Origin of the sequence: Rhizobium sp. CB3171 (assembly GCF_029714265.1) — a bacterium.
Taxonomy (GTDB): Bacteria; Pseudomonadota; Alphaproteobacteria; order Rhizobiales; family Rhizobiaceae; genus Rhizobium.
Map to the genome: position 1 here is coordinate 1,383,772 of NZ_CP121653.1, position 22,055 is coordinate 1,405,826.

Consider the following 22,055-nt stretch of genomic DNA (forward strand, 5'->3'; position numbering starts at 1 on the left):
ATCTCAGAACCGCGGCGCTGGCTTGCCGGCAGCACGATGGGCGGCGATCACCGTATTGGCCATCAGCATGGCGATGGTCATCGGCCCGACGCCGCCCGGAACCGGGGTGATGGCAGCGGCCACTTCCGCCGCCTCGGCAAAGGCGACATCGCCGACCAGCCGGCTCTTGCCCTCGCCGCGTTCCGGTGCGGCGATGCGGTTGATGCCGACATCGATCACCGTCGCTCCCGGCTTCACCCAATCCGCCTTGACCATTTCCGGCCGGCCGACCGCCGCCACCAGAATATCGGCACTGCGGGCAACCGCCGGCAGGTCCTTGGTGCGGGAATGGGCCGTCGTCACCGTCGCATTGGCATTGAGCAGCAATTGCGCCATCGGCTTGCCGAACAGGTTCGAGCGGCCGATGACGACGGCATTCAGACCCGACAGGTCCTCGCCATGGATGCGGCGCACCAGCAGCATGGCGCCGGCCGGCGTGCAGGAGATCAGCCCGGTGGCAAGATCGCCGGTCGCCAGCTTGCCGGCATTGACCACATGCAGGCCATCGACATCCTTGTCCGGCCGGATCGACTGGATGATCGCTTCGGCATTTAGATGTTTCGGCAGCGGCAGTTGCACCAGGATGCCATGAATGCCGGCATCCTCGTTGAGGGACTGGACAAGCTTTGCCAGCTCGTCCTGTGTCGTCTCGGCCGGCAGCGTATGCTGGATGGAGGTAAAACCGCATTCCTTGGCCATGCGGCCCTTGGCGCCGACATAGGTGTGGCTCGCCGGATCATCGCCGACGATGACGACGGCAAGGCCGGTCTTCACACCCGTCTCTTTTTCCAGTGCTGCGGTCGCCGTCTTCACCGCATCAATTACCGAAGCAGCCACCTGCTTGCCATCGATGATGTCAGCCATCGCCTACCCCATCCGCTCCGAGGCATAGCTTCCGGGGCTTGCCGGGAAGACGATGGTGCGGTTGCCGTTGAGGAAGGTGCGGTAGTGGATATGGGCATGGATGGCCCGCGCCAGCACCTGGCTTTCGACATCGCGGCCGATCGAGACATAGTCTTCCGCCGACTGCGCATGCGTGATGCGGGCTGTGTCCTGCTCGATGATCGGACCTTCGTCGAGATCGCCGGTGACGTAATGTGCCGTCGCCCCGATCAGCTTCACGCCGCGCTCATAGGCCTGCTTGTACGGGTTGGCGCCCTTGAAGCTCGGCAGGAAGGAATGGTGGATGTTGATGATCTTGCCCGACATCTTCTTGCACATGGCGTCCGACAGCACCTGCATGTAGCGGGCCAGCACGATCAGTTCGGTGCCTGTCTGCTCGACGAGGTCCAGCAGTTGCGCTTCGGCCTGCGGCTTGTTGTCCTTCGTCACCTTGATGTGGTGGAAGGGGATATCGTGGTTGACGACCACCTTCTGGTAGTCGAAATGGTTGGAGACGACGCCGACGATGTCGATCGGCAGCGCGCCGATCTTCCAGCGGTACAGCAGGTCGTTGAGGCAATGGCCGAAGCGCGACACCATCAAGAGCACCTTCATGCGCTTCTGGGCATCATAGATCTCGGCATCCATCTCGAATTTCTCGGCGACCGGCTTGAAACCTTCGACCAATGCCTCCTGCTTGACGCCTTCCTCGGAGATGAAGGAGACCCGCATGAAGAACTTGCCGGTATCGAGATCGTCGAACTGGCTGGAGTCGACGATATTGCAGCCCTGGTCGGCCAGATAATTCGCTATCGCCGCAACGATCCCGCGCGTCGATTTGCAGGATACGGTCAGTACGAAATTTTTCATCTTATGTCGTCCGATTGGAAAAAATCATGAAACGCCACCTGTGGCGTTATCGACCGCCTTGGGAAAGCAGCCGGAGAAACGCCTGTAGCTCCCCTTCGTCGATTGCGACGAGATGCCCTTTTGCCGGATAGGCGCCCGAGCGAACGTCCTCGGCAAATTCCTTGAAAGCGGCGGTGCGTTCATTCTGCAGCCTGTCATATTCGGCCGCAAAATCGCGATACACCTTGGCGTGACGCGGCCTATGACCGCGATTACTGCCCAGCACATCGTCGGCAAAGAGATATTGGGCATCGCATCCGCTTCCGGCACCCATGGAAATCATCAGCATCGATGTGTTCGCGCTGATCGCGGAAGCGACATCGCCAGGCACGACTTCAATCTCCGCCGCAAAGGCGCCCGCCTCTTCCAGTGCCTTGGTTTGGCGCCAGATCTCGAAAGCGCTTGCCGCGGTCTTGCCGACGGCGCGAAAGCCACCCGTCCAGGTCGCCTTAGACGGAATGAGGCCGACATGGCCGCAGACCGGAATGCCCTCTTCGCGCATCCGCCGAATCGTTTGCAGCCCGGCGGCGCAATAAACGGCGTCGCCACCGGCCTTCAGCGCCCTGAACGCCTCCCGCATGTACTCTTCCGCCGAGACGTAATCGCCATATTCGAGGCCAGGAACAGCAAAGGGGCTCGGAGCAGCCTCGCGGAATACGGGGCCAAGCAGTGCCGGCGGTACGGAAAGCATATCAATCCCGGCCTTTTCCGCCGCTTCGGCTTCCTCCAGCGAGGTGACGCGCAACATGGTGAGCTGCCGCTGTCCTTTGAGCGCCAGCAGGTCGGCGACCGTTGCACGATTATGTTTCTTCATTGGAAACTCCTGGGGTAAGGACTCTTCATGCGGCAAGAAGTGATTTGAGTTTGACATGGCTCGCCGTCAGCGCTTCCGGATCGGGACGAGCGCGGGCGGCAATCAGCATTTCGGCGAGACGAATATCGCGGGCGACTGCATTGCCGCGACCGATGCCGCTGGCCGCCAGCAGCCGGCCGGTCTCATCGAGATGGAAGAGGATGAAGGCTCCTTCGCCAAGGTCACGCCTGAGCATCGTCGTCGCGCCATCGGCAAGGCCGGCAATTTGCAGCGTCAGATCATATTGATCGGACCAGAACCACGGCACGGCGGAGATGCTGTCCCCCGCGCCCAGCAAATTGGCCGCAGCCAAAGTTCCCTGTTCCTGTGCGTTGCGCCAGGATTCCAGGCGAACCCGTCGCCCGCCATAAAGTGCCAGCGGAAAGGAGCAGCAATCGCCTGCGGCGTAGATATCGGCTGCAGAGGTTTCCAGCCGCTCGTTGACGGCAATGCCGTTGTCGACCGCAAGACCCGCTTTCTCGGCGAGCGCGACATTCGGTTGAGCACCGATGCCGATGAGCACGAGATCGGCGGAGAGTTCCTCGCCGTCGCCCAAGCGAACAATCGCACCGGTCGCACCTTCCTCCACTGCCGCAATGGTCTCGCCGCAGCGGATATCGACGCCTTCGTCCCGATGACGTTGCGTTATCACCTCGGCAACCGCTTCCGGCACGCCCCGCTTCAGGACGCGCGGCAGGCCTTCGATCACGGTGACATCGGCGCCAAGCTTGCGCGCCGTCGCCGCCAGCTCGAGACCGATAAAGCCGCCGCCGATGATGGCGATATGCCGGCCGGGGAGTAATGCCGGCCGCAGCGCCGTGGCATCGGCATGGGTGCGGAGCATGCGAATAAGCTCGCCGGTTCCGATAATGCCGGGAAAGCTGCGCGCAGATGCGCCGGTCGCCAGCAGCAGTTTGTCGTAGCTAAGCTGCTCTCCGTCCGAGAGTGTGACCACCTTGCCGATCGGATCGATGTCGGTCGCGTGCGTGGAAACCCGCAGGTCGATGCGCTGGTCGGCATAGTGTTCCAAGGCGGCCACGAATTTCGGCTCATGGGCAAGGACAAGTCCCTCCTTCGACAGTGGCGGACGTTCATAGGGCGCAACCGGCTCGGCGCCGATCAGTGTGATGTCACCGTTAAAGCCCTTTTCCCTGAGCGCAAAGGCGGCGCGGGCGCCGCACTCTCCAGCCCCGATAATGACGAAATGCAGCATGGCTTTCCCCTTATAGCGCAATGAAAACGGCACCGTTTTCGACCTTGACGGGATAGGTTTTGAGGTTGACGCAGACGGGGGCGCCCTTGGCCTCGCCGGTGCGATAGTCGAAGCGGCCGTTGTGCTTGGGACATTCGATGATGTTGTCCATCACCAGCCCGTCGGCAAGATGGACCTGCTCGTGCGTGCACAGGCCGTCGGTGGCAAAATAGTCGTCTTCCGGACTGCGATAGATCGCGAAGGTCTTGCCGCCATGGTCGAAGCGCATGACGTCCTCCTCGTCGATCGCATCCGCCGCGCAGACCTTAATCCAGTTGCCGCTCATTCCTGCCTCCCTGTTTTCACATTGTCAGTCGGTTATTGTGCCGCTTCGGCCAGCCCGTTGTGGAATTCCTCGCGATAGGGCCTCGCCGTCGGCGGCAGGTCGCGCTTCAGGAAATAATCCTCGTTGCGCAACTGCCGCAGGAAGGCCGGGATCATCTCGCGGTAGCCCGACCAGATCGACGGATTGGGCCGCGGCAGATCGTGTTTGATCATCGCATGCAGCTTCGGCAGCGCATGATAGGGCACCATCGGGAACATGTGGTGTTCGACATGATAGTTCATGTTCCAATAGATGAAGCGGCTTATCGGGTTCATCAGCACCGTGCGGCTGTTCAGCCGGTGGTCGATGACATTGTCGGCCAAGCCGCCATGCTGCAACAGGCCGGTCAGCACATGATGCCAGGCGCCGTAGAGCCTCGGCAGGCCGATCAGCACCAGCGGCAGGACAGAGCCCATGGCAATAGCGGCGGCGATGGTGGCGATATAGATGAGGCTCCAGATGCGGGCGATGCGGATCGCCTTCGGCTGCTCCATCTCGGGAATGAAGGTTTTCTCCGTGGCGCTGATGATGCCGAAGGCATTGCGGACCATGTCGAGCATCGCATAGAAGACATCGACGATGCCGAAGAAGTTCAGGACCAGGCGCACGAGATCCGGCGGCCGCATGACGGCGATCTCCGGATCGCGGCCGACGATGACGGTGTCGGTGTGATGGCGGGTATGGCTCCAGCGCCAGGTCACCGGATTGCGCATGATCATGAAGCAGGCGATCTCATAGACCGCATCGTTCATCCAGCGGGTCTTGAACGCCGTGCCATGGCCGCATTCGTGCCAGCGGCTATCAGAGGCCGAACCGTAAAGCACGCCGTAAGCCAGGAAGAAGGGGACACAAAGCCAGGAACCCCAGAAAAAGATGCCGAGGCCGGCAAGGATCGCCATGCTGCCGAGCCAGATGATCGTGTCGCGGATGGCGGCGTCATCGGAGCGCTGCATCAGCGCCTTCATCTCCTTGCGGGCAATCTCGGTATGATACCACTCCGCCGCCGCCAATCCGGTTTCGACCGCCTGCCGGCCGCTTGGACCAAGCAGGCTGTAATCACGCTTTCCTGTCTCGCTCATTCCTGCCTCCCGCGTCGCAAACCAGCGCGCCGCACCTGATGACGGGGATGATAGGTCGAGTTTTTGCTTGCCTCAATGCAACGATGATGGAATCTATCATATTCCATCAATCCTCCATCTCATTCATGATGGAATACCTCAGGACCATCCATGCGCAGACCAACCATCGCTGATCTCGCTAAGGCTTCCGGCGTCAGCGTCGCAACCATCGACCGCGTGCTGAACGGACGCCATCGCGTCCGGGAGGAGACGGCTAAGCGCGTCTATGAGGCGGCGCAATCGATCGGCTACCATGCCGTGGGTTTGCTGCGGCAGCGCGTCTTTGAGGATCTGCCCCAATATCGATTGGGGTTCCTGCTGCAGAAACCGTCCCAGCCCTTCTACCAGTCGTTTGCCAAGGAGATTGGCGCGGCGGCACAGGTACTCGCAACCGCGCGCGTCCATGCGCATATCGATTTCGTCGCCGCATCGACCCCGACGGCAATTGTCGAGAAGCTGAAATCCATGGCAGCGCGGAGCCAGGCGATCGCCCTGGTTGCGCCCGATTATCCTGCAGTGACGACGGCAATAGAAGCGCTGAAGGAAAAAGGCATCCCGGTCTTTTCGCTGCTCTCCGATTTCGCGACAGGCGTTCGCGAAACCTATGTCGGTGTCGACAACCGCAAGGTCGGGCGCACCGCCGCCTGGACGATCGCCCGATCTGCTCGCCATCCAGGCAAGGTCGCCTGCTTCGTCGGAAGCCATCGCTTTCACGGGCATGAACTGCGCGAGATCGGCTTTCGCTCCTATTTTCGCGAGAACGCGCCGGATTTCGAGGTGCTGGATACGCTGATCAATCTGGACACGGCGGAAATCACCCATGAGGCAACCCTCAACCTGCTGCAGAAACATCCCGATCTCATCGGCTTTTATGTCTGTGGCGGCGGCATGGAAGGCGCGATTTCCGCCATTCGCGAGGAGGGGCTTGCCGGCAAGCTGATCGTCGTCGTCAACGAGCTGACACCGGAATCGAAGGCGGCACTCGCCGACGATGTCGTCACCATGGTCATCGGCACCCCTCTCCCTTCGCTCTGTAAGGAACTCATGGATTTGATGATCGGCGCCATCGAACGCGGCGAAGCGGCAATGCCGGGGCAGTCCTTCCTGCCCTTCGATATTTTCGTCTCGGAAAATATCTAGCGAATGTGATGGAATCCCATCATCGGGCAGAATATTTCTATCATGGATGATGGAAGAAGCCGGTGCTTGCCTGTGGATCGGCCGCGTGATTGTCGATAGTCATTTGCGGAATACGCACGGCTGATCGACGTCCTGTTGGGCCGGCGACCAAGAGGAGGAATGCCTGCCATGAGTTCCATTCGTTTCGCGCTCAATCATATGTGTGCGCCGTCCCTCAGCCTGGAATCGTTCTTTTCCGCGGCGAAAACACTCGGCATCGATAGCGTCGAAATCCGCAATGATTTGGCCGGCAATGCTATCCTGGACGGAACGCCGGCAGCAGCGGTCAAGGAACTCGCGGCGCGTCATGGACTGACGATCATCTCGATCAACGCGCTGCAGCGTTTCAACGAGTGGAACGAGGCGCGCGCCACGGAAGCGGCGGAACTCATCGGCTATGCGCGGGATTGCGGCGCAAAAGCGCTGGTGCTCGTTCCCGTCAATGACGGTAGCGGCAGGGAGCCCGAGGCGCGCAGGCAGAACCTCGAAACGGCGTTGACGGCGCTGAAGCCGATGCTGGATGCCGCCGGGATCATTGGCCTGGTGGAACCGCTTGGCTTCGAGATCTGCTCATTGCGCTCGAAGACCGAAGCCGCCGCTGCGATCGAAAAGCTCGGCGCGCAATCGATCTTCCGTCTTGTTCACGACACCTTCCATCATCATCTCGCTGGCGAAGCAGCAACTTTCCCCAATCTCACCGGATTGGTTCATATTTCCGGCGTCAACGATTCCGCCGTCTCGGTTGCCGATATGCGCGATCCGCATCGCGTTCTGGTCGATGCCAGCGATCGTCTCGACAATGTCGGACAGATGCGGGCGCTATTGTCCGCCGGCTATGCCGGCCCCTTCTCCTTCGAGCCCTTTGCGCCGGATGTGCATGCGCTGAAGGAGCCCGTCGAAGCTTTGAAGGAAAGCATGGCATATCTGGCCGCACACGTTTGATGGCGGCGTGACCAACGAGACCACTGCGTCTCGTTGGTCAATTGCGCAAGTGCAGCCGACGATTATGCAAGCCATACGCTGACGGAATGATATGCAAATTCCCGAAGCGCACGCCGCCGTTATTCCCTGCCTCGGAAACGCCGCTGATAGGCGGGATCATAGAGCGAGCTTTCGCGGAAATCGTTGGCGCCCAGCGATGGGCCGACGAAAATCAACGCCGTACGCTCGATCGGTTCTGCCGCCACCTTTGCCTCGATCGTGCCTAGCGTGCCGCGAAGGACGCGTTCGTCCGGCCAGGAGGCTTTAACAACGATAGCAACCGGGCAATCCGCGCCATAAAGCGGCGTCAGTTCCTCGACCACCTGCCCGAGTGCGTGGATTGCCAGATGGATGGCGAGCGTCGCGCCCGTGGCGCCGAATTTTTCCAGTGTTTCATTGTTCGGCATCGGCGAAGCGCGGCCGGAAACGCGTGTCAGGACAAGGCTTTGTGCGACGGCAGGTATGGTCAGCTCGCGCCCGAGCGCAGACGCCGCCGCTGCGAAAGCGGGAACGCCGGGGGTCAGTGTATAAGGGATGCCGTGCCTTTCCAGACGGCGGATCTGCTCGGCGACGGCGCTCCACACGGAGAGGTCACCCGAATGCAGGCGGGCGACATCCTCGCCGGACGCGGCAGCCTTTAGATATTCGGCCTCGATCTCATCGAGCGACATCGGCGCCGTATCGATGATACGGGCGCCGGGCGGGCAATATTGCAGGAGTTCCGGCGAGACGATCGAGCCTGCATAGAGACAGACCGGGCACTTGCCGATCAGATCCCTCCCACGCACGGTGATCAGGTCCGCAGCTCCAGGCCCCGCTCCGATGAAATGCACCGTCATTCCGCTACCTCGTTTTTCATTTTTATGGTTTGACCCAGGACCATTGCGTCACCGGCATGGCCGGCCGCCAGCCGGTCATGGCGCCAACGGGTGCGGCGCGGGCGATATCGATACGGATCAGCGAGCCGCCGCGACGGGCGTGTTCGGCAAGCAGGACAGCCTCCATCTCGGTAGTCACCGCGTTGGCGACCAGCCGCCCTCCCCTTTTCAATCCGGCAATGGCCGCATCCATGACGCCGGCTTCACTGCCGCCCCCGCCGATGAAGATCGCATCCGGTGCCGGCAGACCTGCAAGCGCTTGCGGCGCCTGTCCTTCGATGATGGTAAGCCCCGGAACGCCGAAGCTTGCCGCATTACGGCGAATGCGAGCAGCGCGTTCGCTGGAAGATTCGACCGCGACGGCGCGCATCGAAGGATGCGCCAGCATCCATTCAATGCCGATGGAACCGGAGCCAGCGCCAATATCCCACAACAACTCGCCGTGGCGCGGCGCCAGCGCCGACGAGGTCATTGCCCGGATTTCCCGTTTGGTGATCTGGCCATCATGTTCGAACAGGCTGTCATCCAGTCCGGCGCTGAACGGCAGGATGCGAGCGCCATCAACTGCCGCAACTTCGATACCACAAAGGTTCAAATCATTGATGCCGGAAAGCGTGAAATCCGCCGCCCGCCGCGTCGAAACCCGCTCATCGGGTCCACCCAGAGCTTCGAGAACTGTCAGCGTCGATTGGCCAAATCCGCTTTCCTGCAACAGACGCGCCAGATCGGCGGGACCTTCACCATCCGACGTCAGGGCCAGGATCTTGCGGCCGTGATGGAGATGCGGGCGGATGAGGTCGAGCGGCCGGCCATGCAGGGAAAGAACGGTCACGTCCTGCAAAGGCCAGCCGAGGCGCGAGGCGGCAAGGCTGAAGGAAGAGGGTGCCGGAATGACGGTCATCTCAGATGCCGGAACATGCCGCGAGAGCGTGGCGCCGGCGCCATAGAAGAAGGGATCGCCGGAGGCAAGAACGACGGTCGGCATTCCGCGTCGCGCCAGCACGGCTTCAACGGATTTCTCGAAGGGGCTCAGCCAGCTCCGCGCTTCGCCCTTGATCAGCGCCTGCATCAGTTCGATATGCCGCGTGCCGCCGAAGACGACGGGCGCCGCAGCAATCAGACGTTTCGCATCGTCGCCAAGCCCGGCTGGACCGTCCTCGCCGATGCCGATAAGAGTGAGCCAGCGTTGAGTGGAAGGCATCTCAGACATGGGCAAGACCCGCATTCTGATCTTGGGCGGCACGACGGAAGCCCGTCAATTGGCGGAGGCGCTGGCGGCGCGCGCCGATCTCGACGTTGTGTTGTCGCTGGCCGGCAGAACCGTCGATCCGGCTCCGCAGCCGGTTCCCGTGCGCAGCGGCGGGTTCGGCGGTGCTGAGGGGCTTTCCCGCTATTTGGTGGATGAGGCGATCAATCTGCTGATAGACGCGACCCATCCCTTCGCCGCCCGCATTTCCGCCAATGCCGCGGAAGCGGCTACCCTGAGCGGCATCTCCGCCTTCGCACTTCGCAGGCCGGCCTGGCTGCCCGTCGAGGGCGATCGTTGGCGCTCGGTGCAAACTGTTTCGAAGGCAATTGCTGCGCTTGGTCCGACCCCTCGTCACGTCTTCCTGGCGATCGGCCGACAGGAGGCGCATTACGCTAATGCCGCGCCCATCCATCATTATTGGGTGCGCAGCGTCGATCCGGTCGAGCCGCCGCTGACAGCGCCCAACATCACCTATATCCATTCCAAGGGTCCGTTCCGGCTGGCGGACGAGCTGGTCATGTTGCGGCACCATCGTATCGACGTGATCGTGACGAAGAACAGCGGCGGCAGTGCGACCTACGCGAAGATCGAGGCGGCGCGGCAACTCGGCATCGAAGTGATCATGATCGAGCGCGCACCCGTTGCCGATATGCTGGCGGTCGAGACTGTCGAGGCGGCGCTGCACCATATCGATCATCTTGCCCCGTCCTTGATGAAGCGTGGCGTATAAACCAGATCGGGTTTTGTCTCTCGGGCAATGACACGAGTCTCGGCCGAACCGATGATGACGCAGGTCGCCATATCAGCGCTCGACGCTTGCGCATCCGCCAACCTTGCAACTGTCATGCGTTCATCCGGCCGGCCCGCAGCGCGGCCGAAAATGACAGGAACGTCGGCAGGCAGAACCTCACGCAAGATGTCGAAGGCTTTGCCGAGCTGCCAGGGGCGTGCTTTGCTGATGGGATTGTAGAGGGCGATCACAAGCCCTGCTTCCGCAACCAGGCGCAGCCTATTTTCTATTATATTCCAGGGCTTTAGATTGTCTGATAGCGAGATGGCGCAGAAATCGTGCCCCAAGGGCGCCCCAATGCGAGCCGCGACGGCGAGCATGGCGGTGATACCCGGCACGACGACGAGATCGACATCCCGCCATTCGCTCGGTCCATTGTCGATCGCCTCGCAGACTGCTGCCGCCATGGCAAAAACGCCGGGATCGCCACCCGAAACGACGCAGACATTGGCGCCGGCGACCGCACGCTCCAGCGCCGTCTTGGCGCGATCCAGCTCCTCGCGGTTGTCGGAGGCGTGGCGAAGCTGATCAGGTCGTAGCGACAGGCGATCGAGATACGGGCCATAACCGAAAAATTCCGCCGAGTCGGCCACAGCCGCCAGCGCTTCCGGCGTCATCTGCGCCGGATTGCCGGGACCGGTGCCGATGACATAGAGACGGCCGCTCATGGCTTGTCTTTCCAACCGGGAATAAGGATCAGCGAGAAATAGGGAGCTTCCGCATCCCCCCTCTTCGTGAGGGGTGTGACCGCGCCATTCGCCATCGTTCCGCGCTCGACATAGATTGCCTCGTCAAGGCGTCCTGCAGCTTCAAGGGCACGGCGGATTTTCGGCAAGTTGCGGCCGACCTTCATGATCACCGCCGCCTGGGTGTCGGCGAGGCGCCGGGCAAGTTCGGCTTCCGCCATGGTGCCCGGAAGCACGGAAAGAACATCATCCCCCTGCACCATCGGCATGCCGGCCAGCGACCAGCAGCCGGACATCGCCGTTACGCCAGGAATGACTTCTGTCGGATAGCGGTCGGCAAGCCGCACATGCAGATGCATATAGGAACCGTAGAACAGCGGATCGCCTTCGCTGAGCACGGCTACCGTCTTGCCATCCTTTAGGTAGGCAGCGACCATCTCGGCGGAGGCATCGTAGAAATCGGTGATCTGTCTCTTGTACTCCGCCTCGTTCTTGTCGATTTCCGTCGTCACGGGATAGTAGAGCGGCAGCAGCGTCACGTCGGTTCTGAGCACATCCCCAACGACGCCGCGACCATTGCCATTTTTACCCTGCTTGGCGAAATAAGCGACGACCTCGGCTTTCTCCAGGGCTTTGACTGCCTTGACCGTCAGCAATTCCGGATCGCCAGGCCCGGTGCCAACGCCGATCAGCCGGCCAGTAGACTGCGCGCTCATAGGCCAGACCTCGCCAATGCGTTGATCGCGGCGGCGGTGATGGCGCTGCCGCCAAGACGGCCACGAACGATGGCATAGGGAACGCCATAGGAATTTTCCGCCAACGCGTCCTTGGATTCAGCAGCGCCAACGAATCCGACGGGCATGCCGATGATAGCGACCGGCTTCGGCGCTCCGTCGCGCAGCATTTCGAGGAGATGGAACAACGCCGTCGGCGCATTGCCGATGGCGACGACAGCGCCTGCCAGACGATCGCCCCAGAGATGCATCGCGGCTGCCGAGCGTGTATTGCCGGTCGTCTTCGCCAGTTCCGACGTGCGGGGATCATGCAGCGTGCAAATCACCTCATTGGCCGCCGGTAGGCGCGCGCGCGTAACACCGTGAGCGACCATTTCGGCATCGCAGAAGATCGGCGCGCCGTTGGCAAGCGCCGCGCGGGCAGTCGCGACGAAATCGGGAGAGAAGACGAAGTGTTCCGAGGCTTCGACGAGGCCGCAGGCATGGATCATGCGTACCGCAACGTCGGCCTCAGCTTCCGAAAAGCGCGACAGATCGGCCTCGCTGCGGATGATCGCGAAGGAGCGCTCATAGATCGCATTGCCCTCGCGGATATAATCATAGTCCGGCATTCCTACCCCTGTCGTAGTGCTGTAACGATCGCGTCGGTGCCGAGCCGTGTAAGACACTCCTCCGCCGATTCGCCAGCAACTTTGTTATTCCGCACCAGCCTGTTCATCTCTGCCAGAGCGGATTTTAACTCTTCTTTCCCGATGTAGGCCACAGGCTCGCTCGATGCGGACCCATTTACGACAACCCCATAGCCCATTGGCGCACCGACAATGGTGACTGCACTATTGCCCGGATGGGCACAGCCTTTGCGGCAGCCGGACAGATGCACCGAGAGCGAGCCGTCGAGCAGTTCGGGGGCTAGGTCCAGAAGATCCGCCGCTGCGGATTTCGTCGCGTAGAAAGCGGAAGCGCAAGCCCCTGCTCCGGCGCAGACTTCCAGGTGATTTGACGGATCATCGGCACGCGTCCGAAAACCGCAATCGGCTGCGGCCGACTGAACGGCCTTTGCCGCCTCGAGCCCCAGCCCCAGCACCACCATGGCGTGCTCCGGCGCAGTGCGGATTTCGCTTGCTCCAGCGGCCTCGGCGATGGCGAGAAAGCGGAGAATGTCTCTCGCATGGATCTGCCCGAAGGATGGGCGCAGGCCGAGCGCGAGACGATCGCCGCCGAGAGAATGGATGCCGATTGGTGAAACATGCGGGTCGGCTGTGCCGAGTACGCTGGCTGCCGGCGACTGATACTCTATGCGCAGGCTGTTTACATCCAGATCGCGGCCGCGTGCGCGCGGTCCGAGAAACACCAGCGTTTTCAGCAGCTTGATGACAGCCGATATGGATTGTTCGGTGGACAAAGATGCAAGAACCTTCGCCGTTTTTGCCGTACCGCCGATTGCGAGAACCCATGCCGTCGAACCATTGGCGGTTCTCGCCGCCTTCAACCGAATATCCGCGGTGATCGTATCGAGGCTCAGCCGCCCGCCGGCATCGATGATAATGGCCAGCTTGGGTGCCAGTATCGGCTTAGGATCGAGGGCGCCGATCTGTTGACGAAGCCGGCTGGCTAACTCCCTGGCATCGGCGATCTCCAGTGGGTCCAGTCCGCTGAACGGCGGGATCTCAATCGTGACGCCGGTTTCCGGGACGATGTCGGCTCGTTCGATATCCGCGGCAAGTCCGCTCATGCTTTCGGTAGTCATGCCGCGCAGTTGAAGATTGCCGCGCGCCGTGATTTCCATCAATCCGTTGCCATGTCTCTCCGCCGCCTGGGCAAGCGTCCGGAATTGCCCGATCGTCAGGCCCGGCTTCGTCGGACGCAGCCGCACGAGCAGTCCGTCACCAGTCATCATCGGGGCACTGAGCGACGGGCAGGCGCCGCGGGCCATCGGCGACGCGCCCGGAACGCAGGCAACGGCATCGATATCCTTTCGCAAGGAAATATCGCGCTCTTCCACCAATTGCCTGTCGGCCTTCGCCATAGGACCATCCTTCCCGAAGGACATGTCCTTACATAATCCTCATCGGCGGGCAAACAATTTGGCGGCGGCACAGTGCCTCATGCCTGATCGTCGAAATCTGAGCCTTTGCGCAGCAGATAGATATCCATGATCCACCCATGCTCCGCACGCACTTCCGACCGGGTCGCCACGATACGGTCAGACACATCGGCAAGGCGGCCTGCAATGGTGATTTCATCCTCGGTGCCGAGGTAGGCGCCCCAATAAATATAGGCATCGGGATCATCGATCTTGCTGAAAGCCAGCTCGCCGTCGAGCATGACAACGGCTGTCTCGACCATACCCGGAAAGCTCTCGGCCAGTCGGCGCCCAGTCGTGATCTGCACCGGCTTTCCGACAAGATTGAGCGGAATGCGATGGCTTGCCGTCAAAGCCTGGATGCTGGTGATTCCGGGTATGACGCTATAGCCCAGGGCAACACGGTCCCGTGCCTTGACCCGCTCGATGATGCGGATCGTGCTGTCGTAGAGACTGGGATCGCCCCAGACCAGGAAGGCAGCGCTTCCGTGTTCCGCCATATGATCCTCGAACAACCCCTCGTAGGTCGACGAAATCTGGGCATGCCAGTCATCGACGCTTTGCACGTAGCTGCGATCCGCAGTCTGGCGTACCGGCACGGCATAGTCGACGAAGCGGATGGCCTTGTTCGTCACATAACGCTGGCAGATGTCTTTCCGCACATCGGCAAGCTCGGCCTTGGCCGCCCCTTTGCTGGGGATGAAAATGACATCCACCTTATTCAGCGCATTGATCGCCTGCACTGTCAGGTGCTCGGGATTACCCGTTCCGATGCCGACTAAATAGATGTGCCTCATTTCCTCGTCCTCGTTCTTGCGGCTGTTTGCCGGAAGCGGAGGAGCATTTCAAGTGTGGCGGGCGATCAAGTTGGCCACTCGGCATCAATCGGTAGGCCGCCATTTGACAGATATCCTACAAGTGGATATGTAAGCTTCATCTCCATTACGAATATGCGCGGAAGAACCAACGATGGCCTTGAAATCGATGAAGCCCCTGACCCGCGCACCCCTGCTGCATGTTTCCGTGCAGGAGAGTTTGCGCGCCTATATCGATGAAAACGGTTTAGCGCCCGGCACGCTTCTGCCGGCCGAAGGAGAGCTCGCGACGCAGCTCGGCGTCAGCCGGAATTCGCTGCGGGAGGGGATTAAGGCGCTGGAATCGCTCGGTGTGCTGGAGACGCGGCGCGGTGTCGGCATCTTCGTGAAGGCTTTTTCCTTCGAACCGTTGCTCGACAATCTCGCCTATGGCCTCGGTGGCGCGCTGCGGCAAATCGAGGAGGTCCTCGAAATCCGCCGCACGCTGGAAGTGGGATTGATTAGCAAGACCATCGAGATGATCGGCGAGGAAGACATCGCCGAACTGCGCAGCACGGTCAACAGGATGCGCGTCCATGCCGAGCGCGGAGAGACCTTTGCCGAAGACGATCAGCTCTTTCACCGGCTGCTCTTTCGCTGCCAGCACAATGAAACGCTCGTGCGGCTGATCGATGTCTTCTGGCTCGCTTTCTACAAGGCTTCGGATTTCGTGAACCTGGAGAACCTCGACCCGATGGCGACCTGGCGCGATCACGCTGCGATCGTGGATGCAGTGGAAGCAAAAGATCTGGAGGAGGCGCGCAGACGCCTGGATCGGCACTACGAAGGCATTGCCCGGGTGATTGCCAACAACAAGACAAGTTCAAATGTGGGAGGAACACATGAGGAGAGCATATAGACTATCCGTCATCGCCCTTGCAGCCATGCTGTCGACGACCGCAATTCCGGCCCTTGTCGGCCAGGCGCGGGCCGCGACCCTTTCCGGCGGCTTCGATGTCGGCCCGGGCGGCTTCCAGGGCAACTTCAATCCTCTTGCCGCAACGGCCGGATTCACCTGGCTCAGCATCTATTACGAACCGCTCGTCGCCTATGACGAGAAGCTGCAGAAAGTCGTCGGCGAACTCGCTAGCTCCTACGAGGTGAGCCCGGATCAGAAGACCTACACGTTCAAGCTGACGGACGCCAAATGGCATGATGGCCAGGCATTTACGGCCAAGGACGCCAAGTTCACCATCGGCCTCGCCATGAACGCCAAGACCGGTTCGGTACTCGCCGCCCGGCTGCAGAGCATTTCATCCGTCGAAACGCCGGACGAGCACACGGTTGTGGTCAAGCTGAGCGCGCCGACCGGCAGCTTTCTCGATACCATGACCAAGGTCATGATGCTGCCGCAACATGCCCTGTCCGCGATACCGGCCGATCAGTTGGCCAAGAGTACATGGTGGTCCACCACGCCGATCGGCACTGGACCTTTCAAGTTCACGAAATACGTATCCGATCAATATGTCGAGCTCGCCACCAACACCGAATACCGCGGCGGCAAGCCTGCGCTCGAACGCATCATCAACCGCTATTTCGCCAATCCGGCTGCGGCGATCGCGGCTCTGAGATCCGGTGAAATCCAGTTCACTTACGTCGATTCCAACGACGTGCCGACTTTCAAGGACGATAAGAATTTCAGGGTCATCGAAGGCGATTCTTTCGTCGTCAACTATCTCGGCTTCAACCACGATTCCCCCATCTGGAAGGATCCGCGCGTCCGCAAGGCGGTGATGTACGCGATCAATCGCGATGCCATCATCAAGAGCCTCTATGGCGGCGCGGCCAAGCCTGCCAATTGCGCCTATGTTGCCGAGCAACTGATACCAAAAGGCATCGACGACTATGCCTACGACCCGGCAAAAGCCAAACAGTTGCTGACGGAAGCGGGATGGGATCAGATCAACGGTAGCAAGCCGATCACGCTGCTGACCTATTACACAACGCCGCTCGCGACCAATGTTCTGGCTGCTGTCCAAGCGATGCTCGCCCAAGTCGGCATCAATGTCGTCCCACGCGCCGTCGATGCGCCGACTTACAACAGCATCGTGCTCAACGCGAAACCGGATGTCGCGCAGTTCCAAATGGTCTACGCCGGACTTCAGAACGGACCGGATGCCGGAAGCATCAATGTCGGGCTGAACGAAAGCCAGATTCCGCCAGCCGGAGCGAATGTCGTTCGAGCGCGCATGCCGGATCTGAGCGCCGCGCTCAACGCCGCACTGACCGAGACCGACGGTTCCAAACGCGACGGCCGCTATCAGGACGTCTGCAAGGTCATGAATACGAACTTGCCCTGGGCAACGCTCTGGGTGGCAAAGCGCTATGGCATCGTCTCGTCCAAGGTGAAGGATTTCGTCTGGACGCCGGCGCCTGGCGGCGGGCCTTATCAGGCCAATCCGCAGAAATGGTCGATCGCCGAATAAGGCGTTTCCTTCCAAAGCCTTGAGGGCGGCCTCGGCCATCCTGACAGGATTTACAATGCTTCGATACAGCCTTCGACGCCTGGCCATAGGGGCTGGCATGCTCATCGCCCTGAGCATGCTGATCTTCCTCCTCTTGCGTCTGACGCCCGGCGATCCGATCGATGCTTATATCGATCCGAATGTCCCGATGTCGCCGACCGACCTTGCGAACCTGCGCAGGAGTTTGGGGCTCGACCAGCCCTTGCCGCTGCAATACCTTGGATGGCTGCAGAACGCGCTGACGGGCAATCTCGGCTATTCGATCAAACGTCTCGACCAGCCGGTTCTCGGTCTTGTGCTGTCACGGATCGGACCGACGGTGCTTCTCATGGGTTCGGCGCTTGTGATCGCCGTTATTGCCGGCATTGCCGTGGGCGTTTTCAGCGCCGTCCGCCGCAATTCGCTCGCCGACCTGTCCTTCTCGGTGTTCGCGCTTGCCGGTATTTCCAGCCCTGCGTTCCTCAGCGCCCTCATTGGCCTCTATGTCTTCTCCGTTCGCCTGCATTGGATGCCCTCCGGCGGCATGCTGACGCCTGGCGAGGAATTTTCGATCGGTGATCTTATTCATCACCTGATCCTGCCCGCCGCGCTGCTGTCCATCGCGCAGGCCGCATTGATCACGCGTTATATGCGCGCTTCGCTGCTCGAAGTCCTCAATCAGGATTACGTGCGCACGGCTCGCGCCAAGGGAGTGAAGGAGTTCTGGGTCATCACCAAGCATGCGCTGCGCAATGCCCTCCTTCCCATCGTAACCCTCATCGGCTCGACCATCGGGCTTGCGATCGGCGGCGCCATCTTCATCGAGAGCGTCTTTAACTGGCCGGGCATGGGCCTGCTTCTCGTCAATGCAGTGGAGACGCGAGACTACCCCGTCATCATGGGCGCGACGCTCGTCATCGGCATCTGCGTCATCGTCGTTAATCTTCTGACCGATATCACCTACGCGGTTGTCGATCCGCGCATCAAGGTGGGCTGACGATGTTTGCTCGCTCCACGTCCCGCCGCAGCCCCGGGCCGCTCGCTCGCGCATTCGAACGCTTTCTATTGAACCACGCCGCCGTCGCCGGCATTTGCGTCGCTATTCCAATGTTGCTGCTGATCCTCTCCTATCCGCTGTGGTGGAAGTTTCAGCCGAACGATATCGATCTGCTGGCCATGAACAGCGGCCCGACGGCGACGCACTGGTTCGGAACCGATGGAGTCGGCCGCGACGTGTTTGCGCGTGTTCTGGAAGGCGGGCGGATTTCGCTGCTCGTTGCCGCCGCATCGACCGCCCTTTCCGCGATCATCGGCTTCCTCTTCGGCGCCGTCTCGGCACTCGCCGGCCGGTGGGCTGATGCCGTCTCCATGCGCTTCGTCGATCTGGTGATGACCCTGCCGCCTGTCATCTTCCTGCTGGTGCTCGCCTCGATCGCCGGCACTGGCATCTGGCCGACGGTGCTGGTCATCTCGCTGCTCTCCTGGCCGCTTCTTGCGCGCATGGTCCGCTCGCGGCTTCTGGAACTGCGCGAGCGCGATTTCGTCATGGCCTCGCGCGGTATGGGCGCCGGCATTGGACACCTGCTTTTTCGCCATGGCCTGCCGAACGCGATCGACATCCTCGTCGTCTACGCAACGCTGCAGATCGCCAATGCCATCCTGCTGGAGGCGGGTCTGTCCTTCCTCGGTCTCGGCATTGCCCCGCCTGCGGCAAGCTGGGGCAACATGCTGAACGCCGCCCGGTCGACCGCTGTGCTCGAACAATATCCCTGGCAATGGCTCTTCCCCGGCGGAGCGCTGATCCTTGCCGTGCTTGCAATCAACTTCATCGGCGATGGCCTCAGAGATGCCTTCGATCCCCGTGCCGAACTGAACTGACAACCGAAAGAAAGCAAACATGACCAAATTCAAGGGTGTCGTCCCCCCTGTCGTAACGCCGCTCAATCCGGATTTCACTGTCGACTATCCGTCCTATACGCGGGTTCTTGAACATCTGATCGATGCCGGCTGCCACGGCGTCTTCGTGCTCGGCTCGACAAGCGAAGTCGTCTTTCACGACGAAAAGACGCGGCGTGAGATCATCGAGCATTCGGCAAAGGTGGTGAACGGCCGCGTGCCGCTCATCGTCGGCGCCATCGATCCGACGACCGATCGCGTCATCGCGCACTCGAAGGTCGCGAAGGCCGCTGGGGCCGACGCGGTAGTGGTCACGGCACCCTTCTATACGGTCACCAGCCAATCCGAGATCCTCGATCATTTCCGCTATATCAGGGATGCGGTGGACGTTCCGCTGGTCGCCTACGACATTCCCGTCTGCGTCCATGTGAAACTGCAGCGGCAGACCGTCGTGACGCTCGCCAAGGAAGGCACCATCATCGGCCTCAAGGATTCAAGCGGCGATGACGGCAATTTCCGCTATGCGCTACTCGATCTCGCCGACCACGAGGATGTCTTCCTGATGACCGGCTCCGAGATCGTCGTCGATAATGCCTTGCTGATGGGCGCTCACGGTGTCGTTCCGGGCATCGCCAACGTCGACCCGCATGGCTATGTGCGCCTGTGGGAGGCCGCACAGCGCGGCGATTGGGCCGCCGCTCGAAAAGAACAGGAGCGCCTTTGCCGCCTCTTCGAAATCGTTTGGGTCGCCCAGGGCCGCGTTAGCGGCGGCGCATCCGGTATAGGCGCTTTCAAAGCCGCCATGCGCAGCCTCGGGATCATCGATAGCGCCATCATGCCGCGGCCCCGCGCTTCGCTGAACGCGGCTGAAACCGCACGGATCGATGAAATCCTGCGCGCAACCGGCCTGCTGAACTGAGGCACATAATGGAGCCGACCGCCGATCCCGTTCTCGACATCAAGGGGCTGCGAACGATCTTCCGTATCCGCGGCAGCGAGATCACGGCTGTCAACGATATCGATCTGACCGTTGCAGCCGGTAAGACCCTGGCGCTCGTCGGCGAATCCGGGTCCGGCAAATCGGTGACCAGCCTTTCCGTCATGCGTTTGCTCACCCGCAACATCGGCAGGATCGCCGCGGGCACTATCCACCTGAGGAGCAAGAACGGCGCGGTCCACAATCTGGTCTCTCTTGACGATGAGGATATGCGCAGGATCAGGGGCGATGATATCGGCATGGTGTTTCAGGAGCCGATGTCGAGCCTCAATCCCGTCTTCACGATCGGCGACCAGATATCGGAACCGATCCGCATTCATCGCGGCGCGGGTCGGAAAGCCGCGATGAATGCGGCCGTGCAACTCCTCGACAGCGTCGGTATTCCGGATGCGAAGCGACGCGCCGGACAATATCCGCATGAACTCTCGGGCGGCATGCGGCAGAGAGCGACCATCGCCATGGCGCTGGCGTGCGATCCGACATTGCTGATTGCGGATGAACCGACAACGGCGCTCGATGTGACAATCCAGGCGCAAATTCTCGATCTGCTCCTTAGGCTGCAGCGCGAACGCGGCATGGCCATGCTGTTTATCACGCACAATCTCGGCGTTGTTGCGGAGATCGCCCATCGCGTTGCGGTCATGTATGCGGGCCGGATCGTCGAAGAGGGGCCGGTCGGCGAGGTTTTTGGCGATCCGCGCCACCCCTATACGATGGGCCTTCTCGCCTCCATGCCGCGTCTTGGCGATGCGGCGCGGATGAAGCAGGCCGGCGAGAAACTCGCCGCCATTCCGGGTGTGGTCCCCAGCCTGATGAACATGCCGGCCGGTTGCGCATTTTCCCCGCGCTGCAAATTCGCTATCGATGCCTGCCGCGTCGCCGTTCCGGTGCTCGAAGAGGTCGGTTCGGGGCACCGCAGCCGCTGCATAAGATGGCAGGAGATCTAGATGAGCGAGCCTTTGCTCTCCGTTCGCGATCTCGGGAAACACTATACGTCCCGAGGCATGAAGCTGAACGTTCTTCAGAATATCTCCTTCGATATCGCCAAAGGCGAGGTCGTCGGGCTTGTTGGCGAATCCGGCAGCGGAAAAACCACGATCGGACGTTCGATCCTGCGTCTCGTCGAACCCTCGGCAGGCAGCGTCCGCTTCGATGGTGTCGAACTGACCACGCTTTCCGCCTCCGCTCTAAGGCGCACACGGCCGCGCATGCAATATATTTTTCAGGATCCTTTCGCCAGCCTCTCGCCGCGCATGACGATCGGCGAGATCTTGACGGAAGGGTTGAAGATCCAGTGCATCGGAACCGGCAAGGAACGGCTCGAGCGGGCGCGCTCCGCCCTCGCCCAGGTCGATTTGCCCGTCGATGCGATCAATCGCTATGCACACGAATTTTCAGGCGGCCAGCGCCAGCGCATCGGCATCGCCCGCGCCTTGACCCTGTCGCCGGAATTCATCGTGGCCGACGAGCCGGTCTCCGCACTTGATGTCTCTATTCAGGCGCAGATCATCAATCTGCTGCGCGAATTGCAAATGCGACTCGGCCTGACCATGCTCTTCATTTCGCATGATCTGGCCGTCGTCGAATATATCTGCGACCGAGTGATCGTGCTCTATCTCGGCCGCATCATGGAAATCGCGCCGAGTGCCGATCTCTACGCCAGCCCACAGCATCCCTATACGCGTGCGCTGCTCTCCGCGATTCCCTCGACCAATCCCAATCTCCGGCGCGACCGTCAGATCCTCAGAGGTGACATACCGAGCCCGGCCAATCCACCCTCCGGCTGTGTCTTCCGCACCCGCTGTCCGCACGCATTGGACGCCTGCGGGAAGGCCATCCCGGAGCTGAGAGAGGTCGCGCCGGGTCATTTCAAGGCCTGCATTCGCGACGATTTAAATTGAGGGGC

Annotated in this window: 23 protein-coding genes; 10 read left to right on the top strand and 13 right to left on the bottom strand. The window is 61.1% G+C overall.

The genetic code is table 11. The annotated features are described in order from the left end of the window. Positions 1-3: 3 nt before the first annotated feature. From folD to QA648_RS25755, 6 genes are read right to left on the bottom strand one after another with little or no spacing between them, the layout of a single operon-like run. On the bottom strand, positions 4-903 hold the full coding sequence (gene folD, locus QA648_RS25730) for a bifunctional methylenetetrahydrofolate dehydrogenase/methenyltetrahydrofolate cyclohydrolase FolD (protein ID WP_104826552.1): 900 nt from the start codon (positions 901-903) through the stop codon (positions 4-6). Positions 904-906: 3 nt separating this feature from the next. Further along, positions 907-1,791 carry a formyltetrahydrofolate deformylase gene (gene purU / locus QA648_RS25735; RefSeq protein WP_104826551.1) on the bottom strand — a complete coding sequence of 295 codons (885 nt, stop codon included), beginning with the start codon at positions 1,789-1,791 and terminating at the stop codon, positions 907-909. 46 nt (positions 1,792-1,837) lie between these two features. Beyond that, positions 1,838-2,644 carry a 3-methyl-2-oxobutanoate hydroxymethyltransferase gene (locus tag QA648_RS25740; RefSeq protein ID WP_260304976.1) on the bottom strand — a complete coding sequence of 269 codons (807 nt, stop codon included), beginning with the start codon at positions 2,642-2,644 and terminating at the stop codon, positions 1,838-1,840. 25 nt (positions 2,645-2,669) lie between these two features. Then, positions 2,670-3,896, bottom strand: a complete 1,227-nt coding sequence (locus QA648_RS25745; RefSeq protein ID WP_283054210.1) for an FAD-dependent oxidoreductase — start codon at positions 3,894-3,896, stop codon at positions 2,670-2,672. Between the two features lie 10 nt (positions 3,897-3,906). Next, positions 3,907-4,221: a MocE family 2Fe-2S type ferredoxin gene (locus QA648_RS25750; protein WP_260304974.1), complete on the bottom strand. Its 315-nt coding sequence runs from the start codon at positions 4,219-4,221 to the stop codon at positions 3,907-3,909. 32 nt (positions 4,222-4,253) lie between these two features. After that, on the bottom strand, positions 4,254-5,339 hold the full coding sequence (locus QA648_RS25755; RefSeq protein WP_283054173.1) for a fatty acid desaturase family protein: 1,086 nt from the start codon (positions 5,337-5,339) through the stop codon (positions 4,254-4,256). Between the two features lie 150 nt (positions 5,340-5,489). Between QA648_RS25755 and QA648_RS25760 the strand changes: the two genes are divergently transcribed. Together QA648_RS25760 and QA648_RS25765 are read left to right on the top strand one after the other, a co-directional pair. Then, entirely contained in the window at positions 5,490-6,518 is a 1,029-nt protein-coding gene (locus QA648_RS25760; RefSeq protein WP_283054211.1) for a LacI family DNA-binding transcriptional regulator, read from the top strand. 168 nt (positions 6,519-6,686) lie between these two features. Further along, on the top strand, positions 6,687-7,499 hold the full coding sequence (locus tag QA648_RS25765; RefSeq protein ID WP_283054212.1) for a TIM barrel protein: 813 nt from the start codon (positions 6,687-6,689) through the stop codon (positions 7,497-7,499). 119 nt (positions 7,500-7,618) lie between these two features. On the opposite strand, the gene cobM is transcribed toward QA648_RS25765, so the two are convergent. Together cobM and cbiE are read right to left on the bottom strand one after the other, a co-directional pair. Then, positions 7,619-8,377, bottom strand: a complete 759-nt coding sequence (gene cobM, locus QA648_RS25770) for a precorrin-4 C(11)-methyltransferase (protein WP_283054213.1) — start codon at positions 8,375-8,377, stop codon at positions 7,619-7,621. 22 nt (positions 8,378-8,399) lie between these two features. Beyond that, positions 8,400-9,626, bottom strand: coding sequence for a precorrin-6y C5,15-methyltransferase (decarboxylating) subunit CbiE (cbiE, locus tag QA648_RS25775; RefSeq protein ID WP_283054214.1), 1,227 nt, complete (start codon positions 9,624-9,626; stop codon positions 8,400-8,402). Here cbiE and QA648_RS25780 point away from each other — a divergent pair. Continuing rightward, the gene (locus QA648_RS25780; protein WP_283054215.1) at positions 9,625-10,395 is read left to right on the top strand and encodes a cobalt-precorrin-6A reductase; all 771 of its coding nucleotides are present in this window, start codon (positions 9,625-9,627) and stop codon (positions 10,393-10,395) included. The genes cbiE and QA648_RS25780 overlap by 2 nt on opposite strands. On the opposite strand, the gene QA648_RS25785 is transcribed toward QA648_RS25780, so the two are convergent. The 5 genes from QA648_RS25785 to cobF form a co-directional block, all read right to left on the bottom strand. Continuing rightward, positions 10,359-11,123: a precorrin-3B C(17)-methyltransferase gene (locus QA648_RS25785; protein ID WP_260304967.1), complete on the bottom strand. Its 765-nt coding sequence runs from the start codon at positions 11,121-11,123 to the stop codon at positions 10,359-10,361. The two genes, QA648_RS25780 and QA648_RS25785, sit on opposite strands and share 37 nt — an antisense overlap. Continuing rightward, a complete protein-coding gene (locus QA648_RS25790; protein ID WP_260304966.1) occupies positions 11,120-11,857 on the bottom strand; it encodes a precorrin-2 C(20)-methyltransferase in 738 nt (245 codons plus the stop codon). The genes QA648_RS25785 and QA648_RS25790 overlap by 4 nt, the downstream gene beginning before the upstream one ends. Then, positions 11,854-12,486 carry a precorrin-8X methylmutase gene (locus QA648_RS25795; protein ID WP_283054216.1) on the bottom strand — a complete coding sequence of 211 codons (633 nt, stop codon included), beginning with the start codon at positions 12,484-12,486 and terminating at the stop codon, positions 11,854-11,856. The genes QA648_RS25790 and QA648_RS25795 overlap by 4 nt, the downstream gene beginning before the upstream one ends. Before the next feature lie 2 nt (positions 12,487-12,488). After that, the gene (gene cobG / locus QA648_RS25800) at positions 12,489-13,901 is read right to left on the bottom strand and encodes a precorrin-3B synthase (protein ID WP_283054217.1); all 1,413 of its coding nucleotides are present in this window, start codon (positions 13,899-13,901) and stop codon (positions 12,489-12,491) included. Positions 13,902-13,978: 77 nt separating this feature from the next. After that, a complete protein-coding gene (gene cobF / locus QA648_RS25805) occupies positions 13,979-14,755 on the bottom strand; it encodes a precorrin-6A synthase (deacetylating) (RefSeq protein ID WP_283054218.1) in 777 nt (258 codons plus the stop codon). Between the two features lie 172 nt (positions 14,756-14,927). Between cobF and QA648_RS25810 the strand changes: the two genes are divergently transcribed. The 7 genes from QA648_RS25810 to QA648_RS25840 are packed head-to-tail and all read left to right on the top strand — an operon-like array spanning position 14,928 to position 22,050. Next, positions 14,928-15,671 carry a FadR/GntR family transcriptional regulator gene (locus QA648_RS25810; protein ID WP_283054219.1) on the top strand — a complete coding sequence of 248 codons (744 nt, stop codon included), beginning with the start codon at positions 14,928-14,930 and terminating at the stop codon, positions 15,669-15,671. Further along, complete coding sequence (locus QA648_RS25815) at positions 15,655-17,238, top strand: ABC transporter substrate-binding protein (RefSeq protein ID WP_283054220.1); 1,584 nt, start codon at positions 15,655-15,657, stop codon at positions 17,236-17,238. The genes QA648_RS25810 and QA648_RS25815 overlap by 17 nt, the downstream gene beginning before the upstream one ends. A 55-nt stretch (positions 17,239-17,293) precedes the next feature. Then, positions 17,294-18,253 (top strand): ABC transporter permease, encoded by a 960-nt coding sequence (locus QA648_RS25820; protein ID WP_260304960.1) that lies wholly within the window; start codon positions 17,294-17,296, stop codon positions 18,251-18,253. A gap of 2 nt (positions 18,254-18,255) precedes the next feature. Beyond that, positions 18,256-19,134 carry an ABC transporter permease gene (locus tag QA648_RS25825; RefSeq protein WP_260304959.1) on the top strand — a complete coding sequence of 293 codons (879 nt, stop codon included), beginning with the start codon at positions 18,256-18,258 and terminating at the stop codon, positions 19,132-19,134. Positions 19,135-19,153: 19 nt separating this feature from the next. Continuing rightward, entirely contained in the window at positions 19,154-20,071 is a 918-nt protein-coding gene (locus QA648_RS25830) for a dihydrodipicolinate synthase family protein (RefSeq protein ID WP_283054221.1), read from the top strand. 8 nt (positions 20,072-20,079) lie between these two features. Continuing rightward, positions 20,080-21,096, top strand: a complete 1,017-nt coding sequence (locus QA648_RS25835; RefSeq protein WP_283054222.1) for an ABC transporter ATP-binding protein — start codon at positions 20,080-20,082, stop codon at positions 21,094-21,096. Further along, complete coding sequence (locus tag QA648_RS25840) at positions 21,097-22,050, top strand: oligopeptide/dipeptide ABC transporter ATP-binding protein (protein ID WP_283054223.1); 954 nt, start codon at positions 21,097-21,099, stop codon at positions 22,048-22,050. Positions 22,051-22,055 lie beyond the last annotated feature (5 nt).